Origin of the sequence: Nocardia veterana NBRC 100344 (genome assembly GCF_000308855.1) — a bacterium.
Classification (GTDB): Bacteria; Actinomycetota; Actinomycetes; order Mycobacteriales; family Mycobacteriaceae; genus Nocardia; species Nocardia veterana.
Window position 1 is genome coordinate 1 of record NZ_BAGM01000205.1, and the last position, 17,054, is coordinate 17,054.

At 65.5% G+C, this 17,054-nt stretch carries 17 protein-coding genes; 13 read left to right on the top strand and 4 right to left on the bottom strand.

The genetic code is table 11. The features are described from left to right. The 12 genes from ON37_RS28510 to ON37_RS28565 all read left to right on the top strand — a co-directional run. On the top strand, nt 1-794 hold a 794-nt coding region (locus ON37_RS28510; RefSeq protein WP_040723899.1), incomplete at its 5' end, for an enoyl-CoA hydratase/isomerase family protein. After that, the gene (locus ON37_RS28515; protein ID WP_040723954.1) at nt 791-2,398 is read left to right on the top strand and encodes a class I adenylate-forming enzyme family protein; all 1,608 of its coding nucleotides are present in this window, start codon (nt 791-793) and stop codon (nt 2,396-2,398) included. The genes ON37_RS28510 and ON37_RS28515, both read left to right, overlap by 4 nt. A gap of 2 nt (nt 2,399-2,400) precedes the next feature. Continuing rightward, on the top strand, nt 2,401-3,528 hold the full coding sequence (locus tag ON37_RS28520; protein ID WP_040723902.1) for an Rv3169 family protein: 1,128 nt from the start codon (nt 2,401-2,403) through the stop codon (nt 3,526-3,528). Nucleotides 3,529-3,534: 6 nt separating this feature from the next. Further along, nucleotides 3,535-4,551 (top strand): phosphotransferase family protein, encoded by a 1,017-nt coding sequence (locus ON37_RS28525; RefSeq protein ID WP_051032239.1) that lies wholly within the window; start codon nt 3,535-3,537, stop codon nt 4,549-4,551. Then, nucleotides 4,548-4,937, top strand: coding sequence for a hypothetical protein (locus ON37_RS31335; protein WP_157171661.1), 390 nt, complete (start codon nt 4,548-4,550; stop codon nt 4,935-4,937). Before ON37_RS28525 ends, ON37_RS31335 begins: the two co-directional genes overlap by 4 nt. Nucleotides 4,938-5,138: 201 nt before the next feature. Further along, nucleotides 5,139-6,341 (top strand): acyl-CoA dehydrogenase family protein, encoded by a 1,203-nt coding sequence (locus ON37_RS28535; protein WP_051032257.1) that lies wholly within the window; start codon nt 5,139-5,141, stop codon nt 6,339-6,341. 76 nt (nt 6,342-6,417) lie between these two features. Beyond that, nucleotides 6,418-7,338, top strand: coding sequence for an SDR family oxidoreductase (locus tag ON37_RS28540; RefSeq protein WP_040723904.1), 921 nt, complete (start codon nt 6,418-6,420; stop codon nt 7,336-7,338). Then, nucleotides 7,335-8,546, top strand: a complete 1,212-nt coding sequence (locus tag ON37_RS28545; RefSeq protein WP_040723905.1) for an FAS1-like dehydratase domain-containing protein — start codon at nt 7,335-7,337, stop codon at nt 8,544-8,546. Before ON37_RS28540 ends, ON37_RS28545 begins: the two co-directional genes overlap by 4 nt. 11 nt (nt 8,547-8,557) lie before the next feature. Then, nucleotides 8,558-9,685, top strand: coding sequence for an acyl-CoA dehydrogenase family protein (locus ON37_RS28550; RefSeq protein ID WP_040723906.1), 1,128 nt, complete (start codon nt 8,558-8,560; stop codon nt 9,683-9,685). Continuing rightward, the gene (locus ON37_RS28555) at nt 9,678-10,454 is read left to right on the top strand and encodes an enoyl-CoA hydratase/isomerase family protein (protein WP_040723907.1); all 777 of its coding nucleotides are present in this window, start codon (nt 9,678-9,680) and stop codon (nt 10,452-10,454) included. Before ON37_RS28550 ends, ON37_RS28555 begins: the two co-directional genes overlap by 8 nt. Then, nucleotides 10,448-11,500: a phosphotransferase family protein gene (locus tag ON37_RS28560; RefSeq protein ID WP_040723909.1), complete on the top strand. Its 1,053-nt coding sequence runs from the start codon at nt 10,448-10,450 to the stop codon at nt 11,498-11,500. Before ON37_RS28555 ends, ON37_RS28560 begins: the two co-directional genes overlap by 7 nt. 21 nt (nt 11,501-11,521) lie before the next feature. Next, nucleotides 11,522-11,947 carry a hypothetical protein gene (locus tag ON37_RS28565; RefSeq protein ID WP_040723910.1) on the top strand — a complete coding sequence of 142 codons (426 nt, stop codon included), beginning with the start codon at nt 11,522-11,524 and terminating at the stop codon, nt 11,945-11,947. 99 nt (nt 11,948-12,046) lie between these two features. On the opposite strand, the gene ON37_RS28570 is transcribed toward ON37_RS28565, so the two are convergent. Beyond that, a complete protein-coding gene (locus tag ON37_RS28570; protein ID WP_040723911.1) occupies nt 12,047-13,345 on the bottom strand; it encodes a cytochrome P450 in 1,299 nt (432 codons plus the stop codon). Between the two features lie 91 nt (nt 13,346-13,436). On the opposite strand from ON37_RS28570, the gene ON37_RS28575 reads away from it, so the two are divergent. Then, nucleotides 13,437-14,606 (top strand): Rv3169 family protein, encoded by a 1,170-nt coding sequence (locus tag ON37_RS28575; protein WP_040723912.1) that lies wholly within the window; start codon nt 13,437-13,439, stop codon nt 14,604-14,606. A gap of 78 nt (nt 14,607-14,684) precedes the next feature. On the opposite strand, the gene ON37_RS28580 is transcribed toward ON37_RS28575, so the two are convergent. From ON37_RS28580 to ON37_RS28590, 3 genes are read right to left on the bottom strand one after another with little or no spacing between them, the layout of a single operon-like run. Continuing rightward, complete coding sequence (locus ON37_RS28580) at nt 14,685-15,638, bottom strand: PDR/VanB family oxidoreductase (protein WP_040723913.1); 954 nt, start codon at nt 15,636-15,638, stop codon at nt 14,685-14,687. A 25-nt stretch (nt 15,639-15,663) separates the two neighbouring features. Further along, nucleotides 15,664-16,572, bottom strand: coding sequence for a TIGR03619 family F420-dependent LLM class oxidoreductase (locus ON37_RS28585; RefSeq protein WP_040723914.1), 909 nt, complete (start codon nt 16,570-16,572; stop codon nt 15,664-15,666). Beyond that, nucleotides 16,569-17,036 carry a nuclear transport factor 2 family protein gene (locus ON37_RS28590; RefSeq protein WP_245553554.1) on the bottom strand — a complete coding sequence of 156 codons (468 nt, stop codon included), beginning with the start codon at nt 17,034-17,036 and terminating at the stop codon, nt 16,569-16,571. The genes ON37_RS28585 and ON37_RS28590 overlap by 4 nt, the downstream gene beginning before the upstream one ends. Nucleotides 17,037-17,054: the final 18 nt, after the last annotated feature.

Here is a 17,054-nt window from a genome sequence, read left to right on the forward strand (position 1 = left end):
AACCCATGACCCGCCGGGCAGTGGAAGTCCACACCGACGACCATGTCGCCGAACTGCGCCTGAGTCGCCCCGAGACGTTGAACGCTTTCGATGACGTACTGGTCAACGAACTACCGGGCGTACTGATCGACCTCGCCCGCGACGGGGATGTTCGCGCTGTGGTGTGGACTTCGACCGGTAAGCATTTCTCGGCAGGTGGCGATATGGAGACGATTCTCGCCGGCCACCGGGATCTGAACGTTCTCCTTCGCGGTGTCGACGACGGGCGCCGGCTCTTCCGCGCGTTCGCCGATTTCCCCAAACCATTGGTTACGGCGGTGCACGGCCACAGCTTCGGCGTCGCCACCAGCCTCATATTCACCTCCGATGCGATCGTCGCGACCCCCACGGTCCGGTTGTCGGATCCACACGTGCACATGGGACTGGTCGCCGGTGACGGCGGTTGCGTGGCGTGGCCGTTGAGCGCCGGGTTGATACGGGCCAAACGCAAACTTCTCTGGGGAGAACCCCTCACCGGTCAGGAGGCGTTCGAACTCGGACTTGTGACCGATCTGGCCGATGACCCCGACCGGGTGCGGGATACGGCGTTCGAGCTGGCCCGGCGGGTATCGAATATTCCGCCTCTCGCGACGCAGTTGACGAAACGCTCGCTTAACAAGGTGCTGTCGGGAGCGACCGACCAGGTGCTCGATACCAGCTTCTACCTCGAGGCGCTGTCGAATCGCAGCGCGGATGCCGTCGAGGCGGTCGAAGCATTCAAGGAGAAACGAGAGGGACGATGGACAGGCGCATGAACGATGCTGACGCTGCGGTGATCTGGGGTGAAGACGTTGTCGAAGGCGTCTACGCGGGGCATCGGGGACTTCTCTACGAACCGTCTCCGGCCTCTCTCCCAGCGATGCTTCGCTCCGCCCGGCAATGGGACGGTCGCGACTACATCGTGCAGGGCGAACGCCGGATTTCCCACCCGGCATTCCGGGCGGCCATACCCGCTGCGGCGAGGCAACTCGCCCAGGCCGGTGTGGGTCGCGGGGATCGTGTTCTGATCCACTGCTACAACTGCCCGGAATTCGTTCTCGCCACCTGGGCGGCATGGTGGCTGGGTGCGGTCCCCGTCTATGCGAACCGGTGGTGGAGCGGCCACGAAATCGAGCACAGTGTCGGCATCACCGCACCCGTTCTGGTCTTGACCGATGCGCCGGAACAGTTCCCGCCCGCACTGATCGGCGCCGGCACACGTGTCGTGCGGATCAGCGAACTGGCGCGAGCGTTCGACGAGCAGGACACCGAGCCGACGGAGCCGGTGGTCATCGATCTCGACGATCCGGCAGTAGTGCTGTTCACCTCCGGCAGCTCGGGAGCACCGAAAGCCGTGGCACTGTCGGCCCGTTCGGTGATCGTCAATCAGCACAACCTGCTGACACGTTCACGGCGACTGCCACAGAATCTGGATCCGGACGCGCCGCAGCCCGTCGGCTTGGTGTGCACTCCCTTGTTTCATATCGGCGGGATCTCGAACGCGCTCACCAATCTGATCACCGGCGGCAGACTGGTCCTGACCGCGGGCCGATTCGATGCCGGTGAAATCCTGCAGCTGATCGAGACCGAGCGAGTGGGCGCGTGGGGCGGCGTCCCGACCATGGCCGTACGTGTGCTCGAACATCCGAAGTTCGAGTCCTATGACCTGTCGAGCCTACGATCGTTCCCACTCGGCGGCGCGCCGTTGCCGCGGACATTGTTGCAACGACTCACGGCCAAGTTGCCGCAGCTCGAGAAGCGGGGGCTGGCCAATACCTGGGGTATGACCGAGACGGGCGGCTTCATGACCGTGGCCGGTAATGCCGACCTCGAGGCCAGGCCCGGAACGGTCGGGCGCCCCTACCCGGTGGTCGAGTTGCGCATCGACGATCCGGATGCGACGGGTTCGGGTGAGGTGCTCGTTCGTGCGCCCACCATCATGCTGGGCTATCTCGGTATCGATGACGGAACGGTCGACGCCGAAGGATGGCTGCATACCGGCGATCTGGGTCATCTCGACGACGCCGGATATCTGTACCTGGACGGCCGCAGCAAGGACATCGTGATCCGCGGTGGCGAGAACATCGCCTGCGCGCACGTGGAACGCGTGCTGCTGAGCCACCCGGCAGTGGTCGAGGCCGCCGTCGTCGGACTGCCACACGAGGATCTGGGCGAAGAGCTCGCGGCAGCGATCACCTACCGGCCGGGCGAACCGGTCGATGCGGACGAGTTGCGCGCCTTCTGCAAGGGCACCCTCGCGTACTTCGAGGTGCCCTCGGTATGGCGGATCGGCGATACGGCTCTGCCGACTCTGGCGGGCGAGAAACTGAACAAGAAGGCGATCAAGGCCGCCCTGCTCGAGTCGCCGCGGGAAGGATGAGCATGCATCTCAGCGCCGCTGACGAATACTTCACCCATCAGACCGCGCTCACGCACGCGATGGTCGACACCAGCGATCCTTCGTGGCGAGAACGGTATTGGGTGAGTTTCCAGGACACCGAGGCCGGAGATACCGTTCTCACCTTGGGATTGGGAAGGTATCCGAATCAGGACGTCATGGAGGCGTTCGCGTGTCTGTCCCGGGCAGGCCGGCAGACAAACCTGCGATTGTCTCGGTCCCTGCTTCCGGACAGCCATGCGATGCGGGTGGGGCCCTTCGCGTGCGATGTGCGCCGACCCCTGCAGGAACTGCGATTCACCTTGTCGGACAACGATTCCGGGCTCAGCTTCGACGTCGGCTTCGACGCGACGTTCGAACCTCTGCTCGAGGGTAAGTTCTTTCAGATCAGCCGTGCCCGGACCACCTACGACGCCATCCGTTATGTGCAGCACGGCCGCGGTACCGGCTGGATCCGGACGCCCGACGGTGAGACGCTCGAGCTCGATCCGCAGCGTTGGTGGGCCGAGCGCGACCACTCCTGGGGTACCCGGCCCCTGCCCCGAGCCGAAGGCCAACCGCCGGGGGAGCGTCCGGAATGGCGGATGCTTATGTTCGCCCCGTTGCAGCTACCGGATTTCGCGGTTCATCTGTACGTGCAGGAGTCGCAGCCGGGACTTCCGGTGCACCTCTCGGCGGGGATCGTCGGAGCTCCGGGCGCCGGTCGGGAAGCGCCGGTCATCGTCGGCGTGGACCACGATCTCGAATGGGAAAAGGACGCTGCCGCACCGACTCTCGTCGGCGGCACCGTGACGCTGCTACTGCACGGCGGCGACCGGATCGTGCTCGAGATTACGGCCAAGCCGGGGCGTGCCCACCTTCGCGGCGGTGGATACGAGGGATGGAACGGGTGGAAGCAGGGCTTCTGGCGCGGAGACTCGACCGCCGAGCACGACGAATGGGACCTCACCGATCGTGAGACGTTCTATCGCTATGCCAAGGCGGGTTCGGACCATCTGGTCGAAGTGCGATGTGACGGCAAGATCGGCTACGGAGTGATCGAATACATGGTGCTGCCTGGCTACGGCCGGTACGAAGAGGCGCTGCCGCCGCCGCGCCGGAAGCAGAGCTGATCCGTCATGAGTGATCTGCAGGCTGCCCTGCTGGATATGTTGGCCGACATCGGTGTTCGAGAGGTGAGCGCTCCGGCGCGGCTCGGCGGCGGCAGTTCCCAAGAGAACTGGGCCTTCGACGCGATGATCGACGGCCCACATGGGCCGATCCGACTGCCGCTGCTGATGCGGCGCGAGCCCGAGTCCGGCGTCGTGGATACCCCGCGCGATGTGGAATTCGCGTTGCTGCGTCAGCTGGGGCAAACCGATCTTCCGGTGGCGCGGGTCTACGCACTCGACGACGGACGCCGCCTCGGTCGCAGTGGCATGGTCGTGGACCGGCTGCCCGGCCGCGCACATCGAGGTTTACTTCGCGACACCGACCCCTTGGCCATCGGCGAACCCGCGCGGCTGGACGTCGCCGCGCGGCTGGCCGCGCTGCTCGCGCGGGTGCACTGTCTCGACGTCGACGAGACGGGCCTTTCGCAAGTCCTGACCGCCCCGGCCGACCCCGCACGCGCCGAGCTCGACCACTGGATCGCCGAGCTCGATCGTGTCGAACTTGAACCACATCCAGGCCTTCGCGAGGTCATCGCGTGGTTGGCGGATCATCTTCCCTCGCCTGTGCCGTGCCGGTTGGTGCACGGGGATTTCCGGCCGGCGAATGTGCTCGTCGACGGCGGTCGCGTGACGGCGCTGCTGGACTGGGAACTTGCCCACCTCGGCGACCCGCACGACGATCTCGGCTGGTACACGTGTTCGGTGTATCGCCGAGAGCACTTCCTCGAGGGGCGCTGGGAGCCCCACGACTTCCTCGAACGCTGGTCTGCCGAATCCGGCATGGAAGTCGAGCCGGACCGCCTGCATTTCTGGCAGGTCATGTCGACCTTCCGGCTCGCAGTCATCGCGTTGACCGGCGTCCGCGCATTCTGCGACGGGTCCACCGACCGCCCCGCGGGGCCGACCGACAGGGTCGAAAAGCTGGCTCTGCTGGAGACCGGGCTGCTCGACGCTGCGGCCACTGTGGACAGGAGTGCGAAATGAGACCTCGTCCGTCGGAAGTCGTCGCCGGGATTCGTTCCATATTGGCAGACACGATCGGTCCGGAACTCACGAGCGAGCATGCCCGGTCCCGGCTGGCGGAGATTCGAGCGGTGCTGGCGCAAATCGATTGGGACAACGTCGGTTTCGCTCTGGTGGTGCGATCGGCCGAACTCGCGCGGTGGCTCGAGCGAGCGGGTGAGCACGTCGGCGAGGTCGTCGTACCGGCCCCGCCGGAGAGCGCGAGTTACGCGGCATTCGAGCGCCACTACGAGGAACTCGCCGAGCTGGCTGTACAGGTCTTGGGCCGACTTCGAGCACGACTGGACGCACAACCGGACGACGAGCCGGTTCGCCACGCCTACCGCGGGCTGCTCGCCGCCGTCTGATTCTCATCGGAGCCCGCCCGGCGACTTCGAGAGAAGGCGCCGGACGGGCTTTGTCATGTCCGGGCCATCGTCCGTCCGAGCCGGGGGCGCTGCAACCTCGAGCTGCTGGGAACCCCCAGCCAGCGGGGTTGCATGGTGCTCGCTAGATCAATACTCTATACTCAGAAAGTCGACTACTAGACTATTAAGGTGGGTGGTCCGGTGACTCCGACACTCGAGGAGTTCGTGGACGGCGCACGGGTTTTCCTGGAATCCGTGACCGCGGATCGCGTGCGTGTGCAGCCGGGGGACGGTAAATCCCGCTACGTGCTCTTCTCCGGTTCGACGCAGGAGGAGATCGATGCCGCGATCGCATATCAGCGGGCGGCGTTCGACGCGGGATACGGCTGGATCAGCGGTCCGGTGGAATACGGCGGCGCGGGATTGCCGTCCCGGTACGAGAAGGCATTCGCCACCGTCGAGCGCGGGTATGCGATCCCGTCCAAGGGACCGCTGTCGGTCAGTCTCGGCATGGTCGCCCCGACGCTGGCGCAATTCGGGACGGATGAGGCCAAGCAGCGGTGGTTGCGTGGTCTGCGTCGCGCGGACGTCATCGGATGCCAGCTGTTCAGCGAACCGGCAGCCGGATCCGATCTGGCGGCGGTCCGCACCAAGGCAACGCAGGACTCGGACGGCGGCGAATGGCGGCTGACCGGTCAGAAGGTGTGGACCACCGGTGCTCATTACGCCGATGTCGGCATTATTCTCACTCGCACGGCGGACGGGCCGCGCCACCGCAATTTGACCGCTTTCGCTGTCGATATGCACGCGCCGGGCGTCGAGGTCCGGCCGCTTCGTCAAATGACCGGCGAAGCGGACTTCAACGAGGTCTTCCTGACCGACGTGCGGATACCCGACGCCTGGCGGCTCGGTGAGGTCGGGCAGGGCTGGTCGGTCGCCATCGCCATGCTGATGCACGAGCGCGGCGCCATCGGCGGATCCTCCAGTGGCGGAAGCGGATTGTTCCGCATGGACGATCTCGCGGCGTGGATCGTCGGGCTCGGCAGGCATGAGGATCCGGCCGTCGTTCAGGCGTACGCGCGGGTGTACTCCGGGGTGACCGCGGCCAAGGCGATGCGGGCCCGCGCCGACGCGAAGGTGAAGGCCGGCGGCGTCCCGGGGCCGGAGATGTCGCTGGGCAAGTTGGCATTGACCGAAAACCTACGCGCTCTCAGCGATTTGGTGAGTCTCGCGCTCGGTCCGAACCTGGCGGCGGACTCGGGCCGGCCGCAGTCGTTCGCCTGGGCCGAGTTCGTGCTGAGTGTGCCCGGGATGCGCATCGGTGGCGGAACCGACGAGATTCACCGCAACACGGTCGCCGAACGCTCGCTCGGATTGCCGAAGGACAAGCCGGCAGCGGTGTGACAGGCGGAGTTGCGCTCGGCGCATTCCGCACCCGCCGCGGCGGGATACGACAACCACAGAACAGGAAGAGAATTCGATGGGACATCTGGACGGTAGGACGATCATTGTGACCGGCGCGGGCCGGGGGATCGGCCGCGAGCACGCGCTGTTGTTCGCCAAGGAAGGCGCCAACGTGGTCGTCAACGACCTCGGCGGGGCCCAGGACGGCAGCGGCGCGGCGGCCGGTCCGGCTCAGGACGTGGTCGACGAGATCACCGCCGCAGGCGGCAAGGCCGTGGCGAACGGCGACGACGTCGCCGATCCCGCCGGCGTCGAGCGGATCGTGGCCACCGCGATCGACACCTTCGGCGGTGTTCACGGGCTGGTGAACAATGCCGGCATTCTGCGCGACCGCGTCCTGGTCAATATCGACCCCGAGGACTGGGACCTGGTCCTGAAGGTGAACCTGCGCGGAACGTTCCTGATGACACGTGAGGTCGGCCGCTACTGGCGTGAACAGAGCAAGGCGGGCAACCAGGTAGCCGGCTCGGTGGTCAACACCAGCAGCGAATCGGGCGTCTTCGGCAACCCGGGGCAGGCCAACTACGCGGCGGCCAAGGCCGGTGTCGCGTCGCTGACTCAGGTCGCGAGCAAGGAGTTGCAGCGCTACGGCGTGCGTGTCAACGCGATCCTGCCGCAGGCTCGCACCCGCCTGACCGAAGGCGCCTTCGGCGATGCGCTCAGCGGCAAAGAGGGCGAATTCGACCGGTTCGATCCGGCCAACGTCTCGCCGTTCGTCGGCTATCTCCTCTCACCGAACTGCGTTCTCAGCGGTGAGGTCTTCCTGGTCGGCGGATCGAGGGTGCAGCGAATCCAACCGTGGCAGAAGGACTCCGGCTGGAAGTTGATGACCGAGGGCCGGTGGACCCTGGATGCGCTCGAGAAGGCCGTCGCCGACGCCGGGGTGCCGTCCGGCGGCAACACCTGGACCGCCAACCCGGGTAAGGGGTCCAAGTGACGACGACCGAACAGCAGTCGGTGGACAAGACCACCGAAGCGAAGATGCCCGAAGCCGTGATCACCGATGAGATGGTCGCCTCGATGCAAGCGCGAGCCGGCATCGAATTGCGCATCGACCATTCGGTGAACAACGAGGAAGCCACGCGCATCGCCGTGACGAAGTTCGTCGGCGGCGTCGGCGACATCAACACGTTGTGGACAGACGCCGAGCAAGCCACCGCATCCGACTACGGCGCTCCCGTCGCGCCGCCGTCCTTCGTGATCGGCTGTTTCTCCGGAATCCAGTTCGGCTGGCCCGGTTTGGGCGCGTTTCACAACGCGACTCAGGCGCACTTCCACAAGCCGGTGTACTGGGGCGACACGATCACCGCCACCTGCCGCTACGACGGATTCACCGGACCGCGGCCGAGCAACTTCGCCGGTCGGATGGTCACCGACCACTTCGTCAACAGCTACCGCAACCAGCATGACGAGCTTGTCGCCGAAATCAACTGGCAGGTAGTCAATTTCGAACGCGGCTCGGCGAAGTCGAGGGCCAAGGACTCGAACAAACCGGAATTGGTTCTGCCGCATCCGTGGACCGAGAACCAGATCCAGGCGATCGAGGAACAGGTGCTCTCGGAGAAGCCCCGGGGCACAGAACCGCGCTTCTGGGAGGACGTCGAGGTCGGCGACCCGATCGACCCGCTGACGAAGGGGCCGATCGGTCTCACCGATGAGGTCGCCTTCATCGCCGGTGGCGGCACACCGATTCCTCGGCTGAAAGCTCACGCCGCCGCTTTGGCGGACTACCAATTGCACCCGGCGTGGTCGTTCCGCGACCCGGTCATGGGTTCCAGCGAACCCATCTACGCCGTCCACTACAACAAGGCGGCCGCCAACGCAATGGGTGTCGCATTCCAATACGACGTCGGCTTCCAACGGCAGTGCTGGCAGATCCAACTGCTGACCAACTGGTGCGGCGACGCGGGATGGGTGGTGGACTGCAGCGCTCAGTACCGCGGTTTCGTGTACCTGTCCGACGTGGTGACCCTCGGCGGGCAGGTGACCGGTAAGTCCGTGAACGACGCCGGTGAGCACGTGGTCGAGGTGACGACGTTCTCGCGCAACCAGCGCGGTGCCGACGTCATGCCGGGCACCGCCACCATCGCCCTGCCGACGCGTGACAACCCGTCGCCGGTGGCGCTGCGCGCGCGATCCGAATAGGAGAAACCATCATGGGCATCGACGCGCAGGAGCGCGATGCGTTGGCCGAGGCGGTTCGCGAAGCAGCGTCGTCGGGCCCGCGTGAATTCCTCGACGATCGCGGCAACCCGGCCCGCGACGTCCGGCTATGGAAAGTGCTCACCGAGCAGATGGGCTTGGCCGGTCTGCTGATTCCGGAAGAAGACGGCGGAGCGGGGGCGGGCATCGCCGAGTTGTCGGTGGTACTGGAGCAGCTCGCCCGTGCGCTGGCCGTGGTGCCCGCGCTCTCGTCCCTCGGCGCGGCAGCGAGTCTGCTTCGCCTGACCGGCACGCCGACAGCCACGGCCTTGGCGAATCGCCTTGCCTCGGAGGGGCTTTGCGCCACCGTGGCCTGGGCCGATCCTTCGTCGCACACCGCGGCGCCCCTTCTCGCTGCCGATGGGCAGCCGGGAGAGGGAGCCGAGGTGACGGTCAGCGGTCGTGCCGAATTCGTGCTGGACGGTGCGAATGCCGATGTGATCTTGTTCCCGGCCCGATACGGCGACTCCGATGTCGTCGTCTCGGTGTCCACATCGGCACCGTCCGTCCGGCGTGAGGCCATGCCAGGCCTCGATCTGACTCGAGGCCTGGCATCGGTCTCCTTGGACAACGCTTCGGCCACTGTGCTGGGCGATGTGAATCTGCAAGCCGCACTCGATGTCACGCAGGTGCTGATCTCGGCCGAACAGGTCGGCATCGCACAACACTGCCATGATGCCGCGGTCGCCTGGGCGAAGGAACGTATCCAGTTCGATCGTCCGATCGGGCAGTTCCAGGCGATCAAGCACCAGTTGGTGGATCTGTTGATGGCGGTGGAACTCGCGCGTTCGAGTCACGATGTCGCGGTCGCCGCGGCCGACGCCTACTTGGCCGCTCCTTCCGAGAGTGCCGCTCGCGCACTCGGTGTCGCGGCCAGCGCGGCCGCAGCGCGTTGCGGTGACGCCGCGGCCCGGGTCGCGGACGAATCGCTGCATATCTTCGGCGGTATCGGCTTCACCTGGGAGCACGACGCGCACCTGTACCTTCGGCGCGCGAAGGTATTGGAGACGTTGTTCGGTTCGCCGGCCGCGCATCGCGCTCGTTTCGCGAGCACGCTGCTCGAGGAGGCCGCGAATGGCTGATACGCCCGCTGTGGTCACCGAGCTCAGCGACGCGGGGATCGCGACGGTCACCTGGAACCGTCCGGAACGGAAGAACGGGCTCAACAAGGCGATGGTCGACGAGGGCATCGCCGCCTTGGAGCGCATCGGGGCCGACGACGCGTGCCGCGTCGTCGTCCTCACCGGTGCCGGCTCGTCGTTCTGTTCCGGGATGGATCTGTCCGAGCGCATCGAACCCGACGAAGTGACCTTCATGCGCCGGGTGGGACATCTGTGCACCTTGATCCACGATCTGCCGTTGCCGGTCATTTCGAAGGTACGGGGTGGCGCTGTCGGCTACGGCGCCAACCTCGCCCTGTGCGCTGACTTGGTAATTGCTTCGGACACAGCTGTTTTCGGTGAGATTTTCGCCGAACGCGGGCTGTCGGTCGACGGCGGAGGGTCGTGGCTCGTCCCGCGGCTGGTCGGGCTCGGCCGGGCGAAGGAAATCATGTTCCTGGCATCCCGGATTACCGGGCGTGAGGCCGGCGAGATGGGCCTGGTGAACCGCTGCGTGCCCGACACGAAACTGGACCAAGCCACCGTGGAGTGGGCGACACGGTTGGCCGACGGTCCCCGTCGCGCCTTGTCGGTGATCAAACGGCAGCTCAACGCCTCCTTCGAGCGGTCGTTCGCCGACGCGATCGAGGCGGAGGTGATGGGGCAGTCGCTGGCGTTTCGTTCCAAGGAGTCCCGGGAAGGCGCACGAGCCTTCTTCGAGAAACGTACGCCGGACTTCCGATCATGTTGACAGACAACGAGTTCGTGCGGCAGTGGCTGGTTCATCGCTCCGACGTTCTGGGCCTCGATTCCGCTTCGCTGTCGGTGCGTGACGTCCGGCCGATGTCCCGCGGGGTGTCTCGGCAGACCTGGTCGGTGCTGGTCGATGACGACTCCGGCGAGCACCCACTGATGGTGCGCCGCGACCACGAGGTCGGCAGCGTGATCCCGACCTCGCTCGAGACCGAGTACGCGGTGTATTCGGCCCTGGCCGGCACCGGCGTGCCGCACGCGCGCGCGTTGTGGTGGGAGGACGATCCGGCCTGGATGCCGGACGGGCGGCCCGCCTACATCCGCGAAAGCATCGAGGGCGACTGGCGGCTTCCGGAGCTGTCCATGGATCCGGCAGAGGTCGCGGACCGGCGAATCGACTTGGCGCGTGAGCACATTCGCCGGCTCGCGCAGGTTCACGCGGTGGATTGGCGCGGTGTGGGCCTGGACCGGATACTGGGCGCGCCGGCGTCACCGCAGGACGCGGCGGCGACTGTCGTCGACGGACTGCTCGACCAGTTGCGGCGCTACCAGGGCGCCCCCAGCGTGGCGGCCGCCGAAGCCATCGCGACGTTGCGAGCGCGGGCACCGCGTGATCTGGACCGCCTGGCGTTCTGCAAGGGAACCAACGGACACGGCGAAGAAGTGTGGCGAGACGGCCGGATCGTCGCCATGAGCGATTGGGAGCTGGCCGCTATCGGCGACCCGGCCTTCGACTTCGCGCAGTGCCAGGAGCTGGTCGCCGACATCGTCGTCGACAACCGTCGGATATGGGGTATGCCCGAAGCCTTGGCGTACTACCGGGAACTGACCGGTTCGACCGTGACGCTCGAACGAGTTGCGTATTACCGCGAGGTGATGGCGCTTTTGCAACACGTGTACACCCAGCACGCCGCGTGGGTCGTGCGCCGGCACGCCGTCCCGCCGCTCCGGTTCGTCTGGACCGCGACGGAGGTGGCATTCCGAAGCGAGCTCCGGCTGGCTGCCGAGTACACCGGAAATCTCCTCACCGAACAGGTGGCATGACATGCGGAAGCGAGGAGGGGTATGAGCATCGCACCTGACCCGCACACACTGATCGCCGCGGTGATCGGAGCGCTGGAAAACGACATAGAACCAGCGATCGACGACGACTACGCGGGCAGTCTCTGCCGAACGGCGGCACAGATGCTGCGCCAACTCGACGTCCGATTGCGCGAGGAACTCCCGGTGCTGGTGCGTGAAGCCGCGGATCTGCGTGCCGTTCTTGTGGAACTCGGCCACGAGGTCGGTGAGCCACCCACATCCCGATGGCCGGATATCGACAGTGCACGGGCGGATGTCGCGGCGCTGGAGCGGCAGCTCGCCGAAGCGGTCGCGGCGGATCTCGAGGGTGAGTCGGCGGTGCGCGCGGCGGCGCGCGGTTACGTGGAGCGTCACTTGCGTGGCCGTCTGAGCTGGGAACGCGACGCGTATACAGGTCCTCGTCGCTGAGCGGTTCATACATAGGGAAACGACGGGAGGGGCGCTGATCATCAGCGCCCCTCCCGTCGTTTCGGCAGGCCGGGATGATGGCGGCTCCCGGCCTGACATTTATTTCACCGTGACGAGCAGTGATCCGATTCCGTGCAGGACGAAGCTGCGGTGGAAGACGAGGTCGTCGTCGGATTGGGCCAGCTTGATGTCTGGACACCGGGCGAGCAGCACTCCGAGTGCGACCTTCGCCTCGAGCTTGGCGAGGTTCATGCCCAGGCAGGCATGTTCGCCTCGGCCGAACGACAGGTGGCGGGCACGGGTCGCATCGATATCCAATTCGTCCGGCTCGTGATACACCTCGGGATCGCGATTGGCCGAACCGGTGACCAGATAGATCAAGTTGTCCGCCGGAACGGTGACGCCACCGATCTCGACCTCGGTCTCGGTGACCCGCCAGATTCCTTGTACCGGGGGTTCGAGGCGGAGCACCTCGTCGACGAAGTTCGGGATCTGCTCGGGATGCTCGCGCAATTGCTGCTGCAGCTCGTGGTCGGTAGCGAGCTTCCAGACGCAGGAGGTCAGAAGATTGGTCGTCGTCTCGTTGCCGGCCACGAGGAATTGCACCAGCATCTGGAGCAGTTCGGCCTCACTCAGCGGTTCCTCACCGTCCAGCCGGGCTGCGAGCAGATCGCTGAGCAGGTCATCGACAGGCTCGGCCCGGCGCTTGTTCAGCTCGTCGGTGAAGTAGTCGTAGAACGCGTCTACCTTGTCGAACATGTCGATGACCGCGTTGTTGTCGTGGTCGAGCGCGCCCACACCGCGGGTGAACGCATCGGACCAGCCTTTGAAGGTGCGCAACTTCGAGATCGGAACGCCGAGCATGCGCGCGATGATCGTCATCGGGATCGGGTGGCTGAACGCGGGCACGATGTCGACCGGCCCGTCGACGGGGAAGTTGTCGATCAGCTCGTTCGTCAGCTCCTCCACCGAGTCGTCCAGTTCAGCGACACGTTTGGGGGTGAACCCCGCGTTGACGAGGGAACGCTGCCGTTTGTGCAGTGGCGGGTCGGAGAACAGCAGGATGCGCGCCTTGCTCAACTCCATGCGGCGGGCCGCGGCCTTGCGGGTGCGTTCGGGCAGCTGGTCGTCCTCGACGACACGCTGAGCGAGTCCCGACACGGAACTGGGGCCACTGGCCAGACGGTTGGAGAAGTTCTCCGTATCGCGGAGGACGGCCAGGATGTCGTTGTGACGGGTGACCACCCAACCACCGAGGCGTTCGCTGTAGGCGACGGGTTCGGTGGTGCGTTGGGTCTCGTACGCGCCGTACGGACAGCGGACCACGTCTTCGCGCAGCGCCAGCAGGTCATCGAATGTGGCTACCGGGCAGGTTCCGGCCCGCGCTGTCTCGGCCACCGTGTCTCCTCAAAATAGGTGAGTACTAAAACATCTATGTGTAGAGTATATCGGTGCCGCAGATGTGTCCACCAGCACAGGAGGAGCTACCGTGCTCAGTCCATATGACGAATACCCGGTCCACCAGACGTCCCGGCCACTGTCGGTGGTCGCGGACACCAGTACCGGATTCGACGACGGCTACTATTTCGGGGCCTTCTCGGCGGTGGAGCGAACGTTCTGCTTCCAGGGACTGCGAATCTCGCCCAACACCGATCTGATCGGCGGTTACGTGGGCCTGCAGCGCAACGGCCGGCAGCGCACCGTGCGGTTCAGCCGAACCTGGCGCGACAACTGCGCCACGGAGGTGGGCCCCTATCGGATCAGCGTGATCGAACCCTATCGGCACATCCGGCTGGAACTGGCGCCCAACGACTCAGGTCTGACGTGCGAGCTGAACTGGTACGGCAGTGCGCCGGCATACCTCGAGGCGCACCACCTCGCCACCAATCGTGGCCGGCCCACCACCGATCAGTCGCGGTACTCCCAGCCTGGCACGGTGGAGGGATGGATCGACATCGACGGCGATCGAATCTCCGTCGGTCCGCCACACTGGTACGGCAGTCGCGACCACTCCTGGGGCGTGTACTTCGAGCGGGCCCCATTGGCGCCGGCGCCGGGTTTGCTGCCGCCCCGGCAGCCCGAAGGCGTCGGCCGCGCCATGCGCTTCTGGACGCTGTTCGGTTCCGGCGACCTGTCCGGCTTCTACGCCATCCACGAGGATGCTCACGGCCGCCAGGTGCCGATGAACGATACCTTCGGCACGCCATTCGAAGGCCGCCTGACCGTGGGGTGGGACAAGGAGGTCTACGAACTCGTCGCGGGGCGTTGTGAGATCGAGCTGGTGGACGGCACGCGGCTGCTGCGCTCCGGACGGGTGGTGCTGACCGATTCCGCGGGTGGTGAATGGATCCAGGAGGTGGAACCGGCAGGTCTTCCGTGGGTGACCTCCACGATCGGGTACCAGGCGGGTTCCTGGCGCGACGGCGGATCGATGCGGACCTATCACGGTCCGGGAATCAGCGTCGAGTGGGACGAAATCGACGTCAGCACACAGCCTTTCGACCACACCCAACACGACGGCACGGTGCAGCGGGATCTGATCGGCAAGGAGTACCTGGTACAGACGCGAACCACAGCACCCGACGGCCGGGAATGGATCGGCGCCGGGCAGACGGAGTTGTTCCTGGACGGTCCATTCGCGCCGCTGGGCCTGAAATGAGAACGCCGTCGGCCTGACGCGAGAAAAGGGGCCGGGGCGTCGTCCGATCGGACGACGCCCCGGCCCCTTTTCCGCTGATCAGAGGTCGAGGACCAAGCAGGGACCTTTGCAGCGGCTGACGCAGATCATCATGACGTCGCCCTGTTCCTGCTCCTGTTCGGTCAGATAGTCGTCGCGGTGGTCGGGTTCACCCTCGAGCACTCGGGTTTCGCATTCCCCGCAATAGCCTTCCTCACACGAAGACGGGTGGTTGGGGAGAAGTTTCTGCACCTCCGCGAGGATTGTGCTGTCCTCGGGCACCGTGAACGTGGCACCGGTCCGGCGCAGTTCCACCTCGAAGGAGTCGCCGCCGGTGTCGATCGGGCCGCTGGCGCTGAAGCGTTCGAAATGGAGTCCGCCCAGGTGGGGATGGCGGGTGAACTCCGCGGCGACGGCATCGATCATGGCTGTCGGTCCGCACGTGTACACCTGCGTGCCGGCGGGGGCACCGGCGAGAATCGCGGGCAGGTCGGGATATCCGCGCTCGGATTCGATCCAGATATCGGCTTGTTCGCCCGAGTTCGCCAGGACATCCCGATAAGCCATCGATGTCGCGCTCCGGCCGCCGTACACGAGCCGCCACGTTGCGCCCCGGCGCCGCGCTTCCTCGATCATCGGGATCAGCGGAGTGATTCCGATACCACCGCCGATGAACAGGTACGAGTCCGCAGCGACTAGCGGAAAGTGATTCTTCGGCAGGCTTATCTCGAATTGCATTCCGGTGCTGGCGATTTCGTGAATTTCTCGCGATCCGCCACGGCCGTTCTCTTCACGCAATACCGCGACCGTGTAGATAGATCGATCAGCGGGCGAGCCGCACAGTGAATATTGCCGAGACAGACCCGAGGGCAACTCCAACTCGATGTGGGCCCCGGGCTCCCACCCGGGAAGTTCGTGCCCCTCCGCATCCGCGAAGGTCAACTCGACGACATCGTCGGCGATCTTTCGAACGGCAGTGGTGCGCAGGGTCAGTCGTTCGGTGGTGGTAATCATCGGATCGTTCTTTCGGTTGGCGGGCTCAGCTGTCACGATGTCCGCGGACGCTGTTCACGACAGGTTCGAGAGCGCCGAGAATGTTCAGCCACTGGGCGGGGGAATCGATCTCGGAACAGAAATTGGTCTCGACGATGATGCCGTCGAGATCCGCTGCGACACATTCTTCGGCGCGCAGCGTCATTTCGTCGACGGACAGGCGTTTGCCCGCCGTGGATTCTTGGGCCATACGGTAGATGGCACCGACCGGCGGCTTCCCGGTTGGACGGCGTGCATTGACGGTTGCCAAGCTGGTGACCACAGCATCGATCGGCATCGAACCCGGATTCCACAGGTCGAAGTCGCGGGCGGTCCGGGCCAGACCCGGCTCGGAATACATTCCCGACATCAACTTGGGCATGCGACTCGGTTTCGGCTGCATGATGGCCGGTCCGATGTCGAAGAACGAGCCGTGGTACTCCACCGGATCGGCTCCCCAGCAGGCCCGAAGAGCCGGCACGAAATCGTCCATTCGCCTACCGCGGGTCTTGGGGTCGACGCCGACGGCGCGGTGCTCCTCCTCGGACCAGCCCACGCTCAAGCCCACGACGGACAACCGGCCGCCCGAGATGCGATCGATGGTCGCGAGTCGATTGGCGAGTTGGGCTGGCCAATGGTTCCCGCCGACCAGCACGCTGGTGCCGAACTCCATCCGCTCGGTCCAGGTTGCTGCCGCGGCGAGCAATTCCGTTGGTGCCCAGACGGATCGGTACACGCTCGGTTGTTCGGCGGCGCTGCCGCCGTACTCGCCTGCCTGCCGCAGGGCGTACATGAAATGGTCCTGCACCCAGAGGGTGTCGAAGCCCATCGCATCGGCTTGCTGAACGAAGTCGCGTACCAGCGTCGCCGACACGACGGGACCGAGCTGAGGGAGGGACAGTCCGATGGTCGTCATCGCACCGACTCCTCACGCTTGGGCAGAACGTCGCGTTGGATGCGGCTGAGCCGGCTGCGGCAGATGCGCCACTTTCCGTCATCGCATCGGCGGTATGTCTCGGTGTAGTGTCCCCATCCTTCGTGCGAGACGTAGCCGCTGTCGGCCGGGGATTCGACGCGGTCGTACATCGGCCATACACCCGTGGCGGTCGTCTCGTCGACGATATCGATCTCCGGAATATGGCCGTGGTGCACCGAATATCCGGTTTCGAAGTGCCGCGCGACGCTGGCAAGGAATTCCTTCTTGCCTTTCGGATCCGAGGTCGATTCGGCGAAGTCGACCGTCAGGTCGTCGGTGAAGAGATCTGCGAACTCTTCCCACTGCCGCAGGTCGACGCAGCGGAAGTAGCGCGCCTTCAACTGCCGGATCTCTTCGATGGCGACCAGCCGATGGACAGCCCGTTCCAGTTCGCTGTTGTTCAAGGTATGCCTGCCAATCGT

Bases quoted from the DNA above. Each gene is read 5' to 3' on its own strand.
- ON37_RS28515 (WP_040723954.1), top strand. From the start codon at position 791: ATGAACGATGCTGACGCTGCGGTGATCTGGGGTGAAGACGTTGTCGAA.
- ON37_RS28520 (WP_040723902.1), top strand. From the start codon at position 2,401: ATGCATCTCAGCGCCGCTGACGAATACTTCACCCATCAGACCGCGCTC.
- ON37_RS28525 (WP_051032239.1), top strand. From the start codon at position 3,535: ATGAGTGATCTGCAGGCTGCCCTGCTGGATATGTTGGCCGACATCGGT.
- ON37_RS31335 (WP_157171661.1), top strand. From the start codon at position 4,548: ATGAGACCTCGTCCGTCGGAAGTCGTCGCCGGGATTCGTTCCATATTG.
- ON37_RS28540 (WP_040723904.1), top strand. From the start codon at position 6,418: ATGGGACATCTGGACGGTAGGACGATCATTGTGACCGGCGCGGGCCGG.
- ON37_RS28550 (WP_040723906.1), top strand. From the start codon at position 8,558: ATGGGCATCGACGCGCAGGAGCGCGATGCGTTGGCCGAGGCGGTTCGC.
- ON37_RS28555 (WP_040723907.1), top strand. From the start codon at position 9,678: ATGGCTGATACGCCCGCTGTGGTCACCGAGCTCAGCGACGCGGGGATC.
- ON37_RS28560 (WP_040723909.1), top strand. From the start codon at position 10,448: ATGTTGACAGACAACGAGTTCGTGCGGCAGTGGCTGGTTCATCGCTCC.
- ON37_RS28565 (WP_040723910.1), top strand. From the start codon at position 11,522: ATGAGCATCGCACCTGACCCGCACACACTGATCGCCGCGGTGATCGGA.
- ON37_RS28580 (WP_040723913.1), bottom strand. From the start codon at position 15,638: ATGATTACCACCACCGAACGACTGACCCTGCGCACCACTGCCGTTCGA.
- ON37_RS28585 (WP_040723914.1), bottom strand. From the start codon at position 16,572: ATGACGACCATCGGACTGTCCCTCCCTCAGCTCGGTCCCGTCGTGTCG.